Here is a 12,709-nt window from a genome sequence, read left to right on the forward strand (position 1 = left end):
GATACTCTTTTCTTCTGTCTAAATGCCTTGTTTACTAGACTTCACGTCTATTCTTTTCTAAAAATAACCTTCTCGTAATCGCAAAAGAATGGTACGATATGGCTAGAAATCCGAAGAAAGTGAGTGACCTCATGTTTCGTGCAATCATTGGATGGTTATTACTTGCTGCCCTCATCCCATTATTTGTTCTGACTTTTTATCTATCAAAGGAAGAAGCCGCAAGTGTAAAACCTGTTAACGAAGTGCTTGATCAAAAAATCAAGCTGGAAAAGGTAGACTTTTCCCAAAACAGTTATATGTATGATCGAGATGGTTCTCTTATCTCTGAGATCGTATCAAACGATGAGAACCGTGTTTTCGTGAAGTACGATAAAATTCCTGATTCCGTCAAGGAGCTGTTCCTCCGATCAGAGGACCGCAACTTTTATGACCATAAAGGCATTGACTTTATGGGCGTGATTCGTGCCCTTGCCGCAAATGTGAAAAACCATGGCATTAGCCAAGGCGCTAGCACCATCACACAACAGTTATCCCGTAATTTATATTTAAGTCATGAACGTTCATTCAGCCGAAAGTTTACAGAACTGCTCTATTCCTATGAGCTCGAGCGAAAATTCACAAAAGAGGAAATACTCGAAAGCTATTTAAATACGATTTATTTCAGTAACGGGGTTTACGGTGTCGGTTCTGCGGCTAATTACTATTTTGATAAGCCGCTTAGTTCTTTGACACTTGCACAGATGGCATTTATTTCTGCGATTCCTAACAACCCTACGCTGTATGACCCATTGAAACAATTCAAACATACAAAGAAACGCCAGAAACGGCTACTTGGTATTTTAGAAAAAGATGGTGTCATTACTAAGAAGCAATACAAAAAAGCGGTGAAAGAAAAAATCAGCTTGTCCTTAAGTGAAAAGAAAAATCTTTACCCTGATTATGTGACATACGCCAATGAAGAATTTACCGATCTGGTGTCTGATCAGGAAGGCTTTACAAACCGATTGAAAAAAGCCAAAACAGCTGGCGCAAAAAAGGCGATTCAAAAAGAATTATCAGAAAAGGTTAGTGCATTGCTTCAAGATGGTGTGAAGATTTATACAGCACTAGACCCTTCCTTACAACAAAGAGCGGTCTATCAGCTCAATGCACAATTGCCTTATCAAGGTGTGGAAGGCGGTTCAGCAGTCATTAACCACCAAACCCACCAAATCGTCGCACTTGCTGGCGGGAAGAATTATAAAAAGTTTGATTTCAACTACGCCTATCAAGCGCAAAGACAACCAGGTTCCGCAATTAAGCCGCTGTTAGATTATGGCCCTTATATTGATCAAACCGGTGCCACGGCATCAAGCAAAATCAGTGCCGGCAAGTTTTGCAGTAGCGGATATTGCCCGCAAAACTATAATCATAAAACGTATGGAACTGTAACACTTGAAACAGCCTTTAAGAATTCTTACAATACACCAGCGATTCGTATGCTTGATACAGTCGGTGTCAAAAAAGGCTTCAGCTATTTAGAAAAGTTTTCATTCGAACATATTGTCGCAGATGATTACCGCCTCCCTTCTGCACTTGGAGGATTTACAAAAGGCTTCTCGCCGCTAGAAATAACCGATGCCTATACCGTGTTTGGCAATCAAGGTGCCTATACGCGAAATCACTCCATTACAAAGGTCACAGACTTAAACGGCAAAACCCTTTACAAGTGGAAAGAGTCGCCGAAGCAAATCTACTCTCAGCGTACAAATGAAACAATGCGCAAGCTGCTTGCATCTGTTGTGAAAAGTGGAACAGGGAAAAAGGCGAATTTCAATTCTCCTTACATTGGGGGAAAAACAGGGACATCCAATGACTACAAAGACATTTGGTTTGTTGGCTTGACAGATCAATACACAATGGGTGTATGGGTAGGAAGAGATAGAGGAACCGTTGAATCTATTTATAGTTCAAGCCCGCACTTACGTATTTGGAAACAAACTATGCAATACGCTAGATAAACAGGAGGTTTGATTGCAATGCATTCAACACACCCCTCTCACTTCATTTTATTTGACGGTGTCTGCAACGTGTGCAGTGGTGCTGTTCAGTTTATCATCAAGCGCGACCCGAATGAGCGGATGATGTTTGCTTCTTTACAATCAGATACAGGGCAGCGTGTTTTAAAAGAAAACGGCTTGCCTTTAGACGAGTTCAATTCATTCATTTATATTGAAAATGGGACCCTTTATATGAAGTCAACAGGCATCTTAAAAGCCGCACGGCATTTAAAAGGGATATACAGATGGAGCTATTTACTCCTCGCGATCCCTCGTCCAATCCGTGACTGGTTTTATCAGCTCATTGCAAAGAATCGCTATAAATGGTTTGGTCAAAAAACATCCTGTATGATGCCTACACCAGAAATTCAGAAGCGGTTTCTTCCATAAAAAAAGCATCCTCCATCATCGGAGGATGCTTTCTTTCGTCTGATTAAGCTGGCAGACTCGCCATCACACTGTTATAAAGCTTAATAAATAAGTACAAAATGCCAATCAAAAACGTGGCCCAAAACAGCAGATTAAACATCATAAACCCAATTAAATTCAGCATGGAAAGTGATTGATAAATGCGTACCACAACCCAGATAAAATAGACGAGACTTGCTAAAACAAAAAGCCCAACAAGCAAAATAAGCTGCTGCGTCAATAGAAATGCAAGTAAGCTGGCAAACAAATAGACAACCGATGCAATCCGAATTTTCTTTAAGTTCTCCCCTTCAGGGTCCTTTGCAAAAAAGAGCAGCGCCAACTCTAACACCGTATCTGCAATGAGTTTTAAAGCAGATAAAATCATAAAATAAACAAGTGCAAATGCGGCAAATAAAGCAAGACGAATGCCCTGTTCAGAGAAAAATTCCAGCATTCCTTTTAAAATCCCTGCTTGGGTCAAGAAGTCAGTCGTGATACCTACTGTAAAAATAGAAAAGGCAGAGCTGAATAGCAAAATCGAAATCAGCGGAAAATATCCAGTCAAATATGTATTTTTCATAAATAGATCCTTTCTCATAAGCTCATTTTTATTATGGCTCACTTAAAACGGATTGACAAGATGCTTTCCAAGTAAACTGGAATCTAAATCAAATTTGTGATTTTGCACGTACATTCCTTCACAAACTTACATTTTCCCGTTAAAGTATTACTATTACGAAAAAATTGCACGTTAGGGGTATACTCGTGAAAAAAACTTTAAGACTGCAAACACGGCTGACGATCTTTGTCTGTATTGTTGTCCTGATCTCCCTCTGTATCACATTCTTTACGATCTGGTCAGAAACAGCCAAAAATATTCATCAGCAGGAACGTGATATCGCCCTCTCCACTGCCAAAATGGTCGCAGAGGCTCCGATCACAGCGAAATCATTGGAAAAAGATCAATCATATACAGCACTACGGAAATATACAACCAATGTGCAGCGTATCACCAAAACCGAATTCGTTGTCGTCATGGATATGAACGGTATCCGCAAAACACATCCGAATCCGCAAAAGATTGGGAAGCGATTTGCTGGCGGTGATGAAAAACCGGCATTACAGGGTAAAGAACATATTAGTACCGCATCTGGAACACTTGGCAAGTCCATGCGTGCCTTTGTTCCTGTATATAACCAAGATGGCAAACAGCTCGGGGCTGTGGCAGTTGGGATTACATTAAAGGAAATTGATTTAATTATTCATCAAAGCCTGCTCCCGCTCTACTTTGTCACATCGCTTAGCCTTTTATCTGGTATTATCGGTGCACTCATTGTGGCACGCAAAGTGAAGAAGATTATGTTTGGACTAGAGCCAGATGAAATTGCCACTTTATTAAAAGAACGAAGCGCTATGCTAGAGTCAACAAAAGAAGGCATTCTTGCCGTCGATCAGCACGGTAAAATCAAGCTGGCAAATGCAGAAGCTAAACGTCTTTTTCATAATATGGGCATTATGGTTGACCCTAGAGAACAAGATGTACAGGCCCTTCTTCCTTCAAGCGGCTTAAAGCAAGTAATCGAAACACGGAAACCGTTGCTTGATCGCGATGTCAGAATGAACGGATTGGAGCTGGTCTTTAATGAGGTACCGATTACGGTAAAAGGAGAAATTGTCGGAGCGATCGCAACCTTCCGTGACAAAACAGAAGTCAAACATCTGGCTGAGCAGCTGAGCGGGGTGAAGATGTATGCCAATGCGCTTCGTGCCCAGTCACACGAATTTATGAACAAGCTCCATGTCATTTTAGGATTGGTTCAACTGAAGAACTATGATGACCTTGGCACCTATATTAAAGATATTGCGATTTATCAGCAGACAGAAACAAATGAAATCATCAACCATGTGAAAAACTCAGTCTTAGCCGGGTTTTTACTAGGAAAACAAAGCTACATCAGAGAACAAGGCGCAGCTTTAGAAGTCAATTGCAGTACACAGGTACCAAACTCGGAGGACCCAGCAGTCACACATGACCTTATTACGGTCATCGGTAATCTGTTAAATAACGCACTCGATGCCGTTTCCCATACAGAGAACAAAAATATTTCCATCTCATTCAGATATGTCCAAGAGCAGCTTCATATTGAAATTACAGACACAGGTGTCGGTCTGACAAAAGAAGAACAGGACATTATGTTTGATCAAGGCTTTTCAACAAAAGGAGAAGACAGAGGTTTTGGCCTTTACTTTGTTGACCAAAGCATCAAAAAACTGAACGGACATATGATCGTCACAAGCGAAAAAGGAGAAGGAACGACCTTTAGTCTCCGTATTCCATATAAACAAAAGGAGGATTCACATGATTAATGTGTTGATCGTAGAAGATGACCCAATGGTCGGGGAGCTGAATAAACGCTACTTGACCCAAATAGAAGGATTTGAATTAAAAGGGATTGCCACCTCATTTCAAAAGGCACTAGACATCTTAAAATCAGAAATCATTCACCTTGTATTGCTTGATATTTATATGCCTGGACAAAATGGGCTCGCCCTATTATCAGAAATTCGTCAGCAAAAGCATTCCGTTGACGTCATCGTCATTTCAGCTGCAAATGAAGTGGATGTCGTACAGCAAACGATGCGAAACGGAGCTGTCGACTATTTAATCAAACCTTTTGAGTTCGAACGCTTCCAATCAGCACTGGCAGAATATAAAAGAAAACATGCCCTATACCAAACGATGAACAGCATCTCTCAAAATGATTTAGACGCGAAGCTTTTTCATAAAAAAGCAGAGGCGGAAAAAGTCCTGCTGCCAAAAGGCTTAACGAAGAGCACACTCAAACTCATCTGGACAAGCATTCAATCATTCGGTCAGCAGGCTTTCACGACCGAAGACCTAGCCAATCATACAGAAATCTCCCAAGTTTCGATTAGAAAATACTTGAAATTTCTTGAGGATATCGAAGTGGTTGATGTGGAGATGGCATACGGGACAATCGGCCGCCCTGTTTTCCAATATAAACTGAATACAAGCAACATGAATTTGATACAGCAATATCTTTAATTTGACACATCTGACCTTTCACAAAGGCCAGATGTTTTTTTATGGCATACGATGTCACAAACCCCTTGATATCAGCGGTTTCACTGTAGTAGAGCACATCATAAAAGCGGCATTATATCATATTTCAGCACATAAAAAGACATCGAATTTAGCCTTTTAACATTTTTTTAAAAATAAAACAAATTTCTATTTATTTATTCGATGGGAAATGATAAATTATGATTGATTAGTTCAACGAGATATAAGTCTGATGTCTTACATCTTCTCTCCTGTTTCCATCAATTTTAAAAGAATGCAGGATAAAATACCCTTTTCACAAGGATAGGAGAAGGCAAGAGTCGGTCTTTTTTCGCGAGACTTTTCTGAAACTTTTAAATTTTATAGGGGGTTATGTTTTGAAGAAGCGCAAAATTGGACTTGCATTGTCCTTAGTCGTAGCAGCAGGAACCATCCTTGGAGCATGCGGCAACTCTGGCTCAAACAGCGGTGAAAACAAAAAAGATAAAGATCAATTCACTGTTGCAATGGTAACTGATGTCGGTGGTGTCGATGACAAATCGTTTAACCAATCTGCTTGGGAAGGTTTACAAGCATTTGGGAAAGACAACAATTTAACAAAAGGTAAAAACGGCTTTGATTACTTACAATCTAAATCAGACGCTGACTATACAACAAACTTAAACACACTTGCTCGTGAGAAATTTGATTTGATTTACGGAATTGGTTTCTTAATGCAAGATTCTATTACTGAAATTGCGAATCAACGTAAGAAAAACCACTTTGCCATCGTTGATGCAGTTGTAAAAAAAGACAACGTAGCAAGCATTACATTTAACGAAAACGAAGGTTCATTCCTTGTAGGTGTTGCAGCGGCTCTTTCTACAAAATCAAACAAAATTGGTTTTGTTGGCGGCGTTGATTCTGAATTAATCAGAAAATTCGAAGTTGGTTTCCGTGCAGGCGTTGAAGCAGCTAATCCAAAAGCAAAAGTTGAAGTGAAATATGCTGGTGCATTCGATAAAGCAGACATCGGTAAAGCAACAGCTGAAAGTATGTACAAATCTGGTGTTGACGTCATTTACCACGCAGCAGGCGGAACTGGAACTGGTGTCTTCACAGAAGCGAAAAACCTGAAAAAAGCTGATCCTGACCGCAAAGTGTGGGTCATTGGTGTCGATAAAGACCAGTATGACGAAGGTAAAGTACCTGGAACAAAACAAAGTGTCACTCTTACTTCTATGATTAAGAAAGTAGACACAGCGGTACAAGACTTAACAACAAAAGCAAAAGAAGGTAAATTCCCTGGTGGCGAAGTCATCACGTACGGTCTGAAAGAAGGCGGCGTTGACATCTCTCCATCTCAAGAGAATCTTGATAAAGATGTATTGAAGAAAGTCGAAGAATGGAAACAAAAAATCATCAAGGGTGAAGTGAAAATCCCTGCAACACGTGATGAACTAAAAGATTTTAAAGCTTAATTTGTGCATCGGGATAAGAGCGCCTTATCCCCTTGCCTCTCCTTTACCTCCTCTTTATTCGTAAAAGGTGGTAAAAGAAAAGCTGCAGCCTTGTTTTGCAGCTTTTCTTTTGCTAGTTTTTATCTTCATCAGCACCCTAAAAAAGGAGCGGTTAAACCTGTGGATTATGTCATTGAAATGTTGAATATACGCAAAGAATTCCCTGGGATTGTAGCAAATGATAACATTACGCTACAGCTAAAAAAGGGCGAAATTCATGCGCTGCTTGGTGAAAACGGCGCTGGAAAATCAACGCTCATGAACGTGCTTTTCGGACTGTATCAGCCTGAAAAAGGTGAAATCAAGGTACACGGAAAACCGGTTACAATCTCAAGTCCAAATGATGCAAGTGATTTAGGCATTGGAATGGTCCATCAGCATTTTATGCTAGTTGATACATTTACTGTGGCTGAAAACATCATTTTAGGAAAAGAGCCAAAGAAATTTGGAAAGATTGACAAAGAACAAGCCATTCAGCAAGTGCAGGAACTTTCTGACCGTTATGGACTGAAAATAGACCCTGCCGCTAAAGTATCTGACATCTCAGTCGGTATGCAGCAGCGAGCAGAAATCTTAAAAACACTATACCGCGGCGCTGACATCTTGATCTTCGACGAACCAACAGCCGTCTTAACACCTCAAGAAATAAAAGAACTCATACAAATTATGAAAAACTTAATCAATGAAGGCAAATCCATTATTTTAATTACCCACAAGCTAAAAGAAATTATGGATGCCTGTCATCGCGTGACCATTATCCGAAAAGGGCAAGGTATTCGTACACTTGATGTGGAACACACAAACAAAGACGAGCTTGCCAGCTTAATGGTCGGCCGCGAAGTCTCATTTAAAACAGACAAAAAAGCAGCCTCCCCTGCTGAAGAAGTCTTGCAAATTCAAGATCTCACTGTCAAAGATGCGCGAGGAATTGAAGCTGTGAAACAACTCAATTTATCAGTGAAAGCTGGTGAGATTGTCGGAATTGCGGGTGTAGACGGAAATGGTCAATCTGAATTAATTGAAGCCATTACAGGTCTGAAAAAATCCGAATCTGGCACGATCATGCTAAACGGGAAAGCCATTCAAAATCTCCCGCCTCGTAAGGTCACAGAATCTGGTATCGGACACATTCCTCAAGACCGTCATAAGCACGGACTTGTCCTTGATTTTTCAATTGGAGAAAATATTTCCTTACAAACGTATTATCAGCGTCCATATTCGAAGTTTGGCTTGATGAATATGAAAAATATTTATCAAAAAGCAAAACAAATCATTGCTGAATACGACGTACGGACGCCTAGTGAATATACAGAAGCACGTGCGCTCTCAGGCGGTAACCAGCAAAAAGCCATTATTGGCCGTGAAGTGGACCGAAATCCTGATTTATTAATTGCCGCACAGCCGACACGTGGACTTGATGTCGGAGCCATTGAGTTTGTTCATAAACGTCTGATTGAACAAAGGGATTCAGGCAAAGCTGTTCTGCTCATCTCCTTTGAGCTTGATGAAATTATCAATGTCAGTGATAAGATTGCTGTTATTTTCGAAGGCAGCATTATTGCCATTGTTGATCCAAAAGAAACAACAGAGCAAGAACTTGGTCTGTTAATGGCTGGAAGTACGCAACAGGAAGTGGGGAAAGAAGCAAATGTCTAATCGCTTAACAAATCTGCTGATTCCGCTTATAGCCATTGTACTTGGTCTTTTCGTTGGGGCCATCATTATGCTGGCAAGCGGTTATAGTGTCATCGAAGGTTATAGCGCCCTTTGGAATGGCGTCTTCGGTGAAACCTATTATATGGGAGAAACCATCCGACAAGTCACGCCTTATATTTTATCAGGACTTGCTGTTGCCTTTGCATTTCGGACAGGCCTCTTTAATATCGGGGTAGAAGGTCAAATGCTGATTGGCTGGGTAGCTGCTGTATGGATCGGCACAACTGTCCATGCACCTATGTATATCCATCTGCCTCTTGCACTGATCACAGCAGCAGTTGCTGGTGCATTATGGGGCTTTATTCCCGGATTTTTAAAAGCTCGTTTTTACGTACATGAAGTCATTGTCACCATCATGATGAACTACATTGCCCTTCATGTCACAAATTATTTGATTTCAAATGTCTTAACAAACAATAAAGATAAAACAGAAAAAATTGATGCAACAGCTTCCCTTCGATCTGGTTTTTTTGAGCAGATCACTGATTTCTCAAGAATGCATAATGGGATTTTTGTTGCCATTATTGCGGCTGTTGTCATGTGGGTTATTATCCAGAAAACCTCTAAAGGGTTTGAATTACGCGCAGTTGGGATGAACCAGCAGGCCTCTCATTATGCTGGAATGAACGTTCGACGCAACATCATTTATGCGATGCTCATTTCTGGTGCCTTTGCAGGTCTTGCAGGTGCGATGGAAGGACTCGGAACATTTGAATATGCTTCGATTAAAGGATCATTCACTGGCGTTGGTTTTGACGGAATCGCTGTTGCCTTATTAGGCGGAAATACAGCTGTTGGTGTCGTCTTAGCGGCATTATTGCTTGGTGGATTGAAAGTCGGTGCTTTAAACATGCCGCTTGAATCTGGCGTACCGACTGAGGTCGTTGATATTGTGATTGCGATCATTATTCTTTTCGTTGCCTCAAGCTATATCATCCGTCTTGTCATTCAACAATTGAAGAAAAAGGGGGGAAAATAAGTGGGATTTCTGCAAATTCTTGAAATCATCGTCCCGGCTACACTCGTTTATGCTGCACCACTTATTTTAACCGCTCTTGGAGGCGTCTTTTCAGAAAGATCAGGTGTCGTCAATATCGGTCTTGAAGGTTTGATGGTCGTCGGAGCATTTTCTAGTATTATCTTTAACTTAATGTTTGCTGATACGTTTGGTGCCTTGACCCCGTGGCTCGGTCTACTTGTTGGTATGGCCATTGGCGGCGTGTTCTCACTCATTCACGCTGTGGCCACTATTACGTTCAGAGCAGATCAAACGGTCAGTGGTGTTGCGATTAACATGCTTGCCCTTGGTGCTACGCTGTTTGTTGTCAAACTGATTTATGGCAAAGCACAAACGGATAAAATCACAGAACCTTTCTATAAAGGAGATATTCCCCTTTTAAGTGACATTCCGATCATTGGTGATATTTTCTTTAAAGATGTGTATTATACGTCCATTCTCGCATTAGTTCTTGCGGTTGTCGCTTGGTTTGTTTTATTTAAAATGCCGTTTGGCTTGCGACTTCGTGCAGTCGGAGAGCATCCAATGGCAGCTGATACAATGGGAATCAAGGTATACCGGATGCGCTATATCGGCGTCTTCATTAGTGGTCTATTTGGCGGTCTTGGCGGTGCTGTGTATGCATCGACCATCGCTCTTGACTTCTCACACGCCACCATTACAGGACAAGGCTTCATTGCGTTAGCCGCCCTTGTTTTCGGGAAATGGCACCCATTTGGCGCTATGGGCGCTGCTTTATTCTTTGGATTTGCACAAAGCTTAAGCATCATTGGCTCTCTGCTTCCGCTGTTTCAAGATATCCCGAACGTGTACATGCTCATTGCACCATATGTGCTGACGATCCTAGCTCTTACTGGCTTCATTGGACGAGCAGACGCACCAAAAGCACTTGGTACCCCTTATTTAAAAGGAAAACGATAAATAAATACCATGTATGATCAATCCCCTGAAGGACAAACTATCTTCAGGGGATTTTTGTATGATAAAAACGACAAAACCCCCGTTTATTTTACTTTTATTACACTTAATTTAGTTTAATAAATAGATGAGTGTCACAGAATCTTCTACAATTGAGACAAATAGCATTTGGGGGTGTTTATGTGGCTAATACACAACAATTGAAATCGATTACAAACGATTCTGACAATAATAAAAGCGTTTTCCGAAAAATTCTTTCTTGGAAAATTGGTGTTATTGATCTACCTGTGTATATAGTACTTGCAGCGATTATTTTAACTGCCGCTTATTTTAATAAAATTCCAGCAAATATGCTTGGTGGTTTCGCTGTTATTATGATTTTGGGGATTTTCCTAGGAGATGTAGGACAACGTATTCCAATCTTAAAAGATATTGGTGGACCGGCGATTCTTTCTTTATTCGTACCATCGTTCCTGGTCTTTTTTCATGTTCTGAATCCAAACTCGTTGGAAGCGGTTACGTCTCTGATGAAAACGTCGAACTTCCTATACTTCTATATATCTGCTCTTGTAGTAGGTAGTATTCTTGGGATGCAACGAACTGTTTTAGTACAAGGCCTTATTCGTATGTTTGTTCCTCTTGTTGCAGGTACAATTACAGCTGTGGCTGCTGGAATTCTAGTGGGTCTTCTAGTTGGTTACACACCGCATCATTCGTTCTTCTTTATCATTGTACCGATTATTGCCGGTGGTGTCGGTGAAGGAATATTGCCATTATCAATTGCTTATTCACAAATTCTTGGTGTATCAGCAGAGTCATTAATTTCTCAATTGATTCCGGCTGCTGTTATTGGGAACGTCATTGCCATCATTTGTGCTGGCGCAATGAAAAAGCTTGGTGAAAAACGTCCTGAACTAAACGGGAATGGACGACTTGTTAAATCAAAAGAAGCAAATGAAATCTTTGAACAGCCTGAAATGGATACTAAAGTTGACTTCAGCTTAATGGGTGCAGGTGTACTTGTTGCATGTACAACTTTTATCTTTGGCGGCTTATTAGAAAGTTTTGTTCATATTCCAGGTCCAATCTTAATGATTGTTCTTGCTGCATTAATCAAATACTTAAACGTGATGCCTCAGCATTTGCAAAACGGCTCACAACAGTTCTACAAGTTTGTATCGAAAAGCTTTACATGGCCTCTAATGGTTGGTTTAGGAATTCTATACATTCCACTTGATGATGTGGCCACTGTTATTTCGATTCCTTTCGTATGTGTATGTATTGCTGTTGTTCTAGGCATGGTTGGTTCTGGTTACTTTGTTGGTAAATTCATGAACATGTATCCAGTTGAATCTGCCATTGTGACGGGCTGTCACAGTGGATTAGGCGGTACTGGTGACGTTGCGATTCTTTCAGCTTCTGGAAGAATGGGCCTTATGCCTTTCGCTCAAGTCTCTACACGTCTTGGCGGAGCAGCAACCGTTATTTGCGCAACAATCTTACTCAGAATGTTTACTTAAAAAAGAAACAAAAAGCATGTCCTTTTCATAAGGGACATGCTCAGATAATTGACAAAGGGCTAAAATGTACTTCATTTTAGCCCTTTGTCTTCTTTTCAGCGTGATAGAAAACCTTTGCAGTCTAGGAAGGACGAGCACCGGAGCAGAGCGAATTTGACATTCGTGAGCACCGGAGCGCAGGACTGACAAAGAATGCGAGGGTTTGTCTACACGCTGAGCATGTCCTTTTCGTAAGGGACATGCTTTTTTTATATTTCTTTTCTCCCATACATCCTCATTCATCAGCTAATACAATTCGTATATACTCCCGAGGCTGAAAAGGATACTGTTTCGCCTGCGGATAGGTCATATGGAGGAGTTGTTCAGAAAATAGCGGCCATTCACTCCCGGCCTGCCACCTTTTTTGATCATTTCGTTCAATCAAGAATGCTCCTCCTAAAATCGTGCAGAATATGCTTAAGCTGATGGCGATCTTTCGTTTCATTTGATCAGCTCCTTTAAGA

At 40.8% G+C, this 12,709-nt stretch carries 11 protein-coding genes; 9 read left to right on the plus strand and 2 right to left on the minus strand.

What is annotated here, in order from left to right:
* Positions 1-98: 98 nt before the first annotated feature.
* Both ACTJKA_RS11505 and ACTJKA_RS11510 read left to right on the plus strand, forming a co-directional pair.
* Positions 99-2,000: a transglycosylase domain-containing protein gene (locus ACTJKA_RS11505; protein WP_440607766.1), complete on the plus strand. Its 1,902-nt coding sequence runs from the start codon at positions 99-101 to the stop codon at positions 1,998-2,000.
* A gap of 18 nt (positions 2,001-2,018) precedes the next feature.
* Positions 2,019-2,429 carry a thiol-disulfide oxidoreductase DCC family protein gene (locus tag ACTJKA_RS11510; RefSeq protein WP_440607767.1) on the plus strand — a complete coding sequence of 137 codons (411 nt, stop codon included), beginning with the start codon at positions 2,019-2,021 and terminating at the stop codon, positions 2,427-2,429.
* A 43-nt stretch (positions 2,430-2,472) separates the two neighbouring features.
* On the opposite strand, the gene ACTJKA_RS11515 is transcribed toward ACTJKA_RS11510, so the two are convergent.
* On the minus strand, positions 2,473-3,030 hold the full coding sequence (locus ACTJKA_RS11515) for a YufK family protein (RefSeq protein WP_017367952.1): 558 nt from the start codon (positions 3,028-3,030) through the stop codon (positions 2,473-2,475).
* 185 nt (positions 3,031-3,215) lie between these two features.
* Between ACTJKA_RS11515 and malK the strand changes: the two genes are divergently transcribed.
* The 7 genes from malK to ACTJKA_RS11550 all read left to right on the plus strand — a co-directional run bounded on the left by malK (position 3,216) and on the right by ACTJKA_RS11550 (position 12,206).
* Positions 3,216-4,817, plus strand: coding sequence for a malate sensor histidine kinase MalK (gene malK / locus ACTJKA_RS11520; protein ID WP_008345824.1), 1,602 nt, complete (start codon positions 3,216-3,218; stop codon positions 4,815-4,817).
* Entirely contained in the window at positions 4,810-5,517 is a 708-nt protein-coding gene (locus ACTJKA_RS11525) for a response regulator (RefSeq protein ID WP_017358952.1), read from the plus strand. Before malK ends, ACTJKA_RS11525 begins: the two co-directional genes overlap by 8 nt.
* A gap of 395 nt (positions 5,518-5,912) precedes the next feature.
* Positions 5,913-6,995, plus strand: a complete 1,083-nt coding sequence (locus tag ACTJKA_RS11530; protein ID WP_008345828.1) for a BMP family lipoprotein — start codon at positions 5,913-5,915, stop codon at positions 6,993-6,995.
* Between the two features lie 159 nt (positions 6,996-7,154).
* On the plus strand, positions 7,155-8,690 hold the full coding sequence (locus tag ACTJKA_RS11535) for an ABC transporter ATP-binding protein (protein WP_024719725.1): 1,536 nt from the start codon (positions 7,155-7,157) through the stop codon (positions 8,688-8,690).
* Positions 8,683-9,729: an ABC transporter permease gene (locus ACTJKA_RS11540; RefSeq protein WP_046344379.1), complete on the plus strand. Its 1,047-nt coding sequence runs from the start codon at positions 8,683-8,685 to the stop codon at positions 9,727-9,729. The genes ACTJKA_RS11535 and ACTJKA_RS11540 overlap by 8 nt, the downstream gene beginning before the upstream one ends.
* On the plus strand, positions 9,730-10,689 hold the full coding sequence (locus ACTJKA_RS11545; RefSeq protein ID WP_008345835.1) for an ABC transporter permease: 960 nt from the start codon (positions 9,730-9,732) through the stop codon (positions 10,687-10,689).
* Between the two features lie 179 nt (positions 10,690-10,868).
* Entirely contained in the window at positions 10,869-12,206 is a 1,338-nt protein-coding gene (locus ACTJKA_RS11550) for a 2-hydroxycarboxylate transporter family protein (protein ID WP_008345838.1), read from the plus strand.
* Between the two features lie 274 nt (positions 12,207-12,480).
* Here ACTJKA_RS11550 and ACTJKA_RS11555 read toward each other — a convergent pair whose 3' ends face one another.
* A complete protein-coding gene (locus tag ACTJKA_RS11555; RefSeq protein ID WP_019744044.1) occupies positions 12,481-12,690 on the minus strand; it encodes a hypothetical protein in 210 nt (69 codons plus the stop codon).
* Positions 12,691-12,709: the final 19 nt, after the last annotated feature.

The sequence above is a fragment of the Bacillus sp. 22190 genome (assembly GCF_052045575.1).
Classification (GTDB): domain Bacteria; phylum Bacillota; class Bacilli; order Bacillales; family Bacillaceae; genus Bacillus; species Bacillus altitudinis.

Bases quoted from the DNA above. Each gene is read 5' to 3' on its own strand.
- ACTJKA_RS11525 (WP_017358952.1), top strand. From the start codon at position 4,810: ATGATTAATGTGTTGATCGTAGAAGATGACCCAATGGTCGGGGAGCTG.
- ACTJKA_RS11505 (WP_440607766.1), top strand. From the start codon at position 99: ATGGCTAGAAATCCGAAGAAAGTGAGTGACCTCATGTTTCGTGCAATC.
- ACTJKA_RS11555 (WP_019744044.1), bottom strand. From the start codon at position 12,690: ATGAAACGAAAGATCGCCATCAGCTTAAGCATATTCTGCACGATTTTA.
- ACTJKA_RS11515 (WP_017367952.1), bottom strand. From the start codon at position 3,030: ATGAAAAATACATATTTGACTGGATATTTTCCGCTGATTTCGATTTTG.
- ACTJKA_RS11540 (WP_046344379.1), top strand. From the start codon at position 8,683: ATGTCTAATCGCTTAACAAATCTGCTGATTCCGCTTATAGCCATTGTA.
- ACTJKA_RS11510 (WP_440607767.1), top strand. From the start codon at position 2,019: ATGCATTCAACACACCCCTCTCACTTCATTTTATTTGACGGTGTCTGC.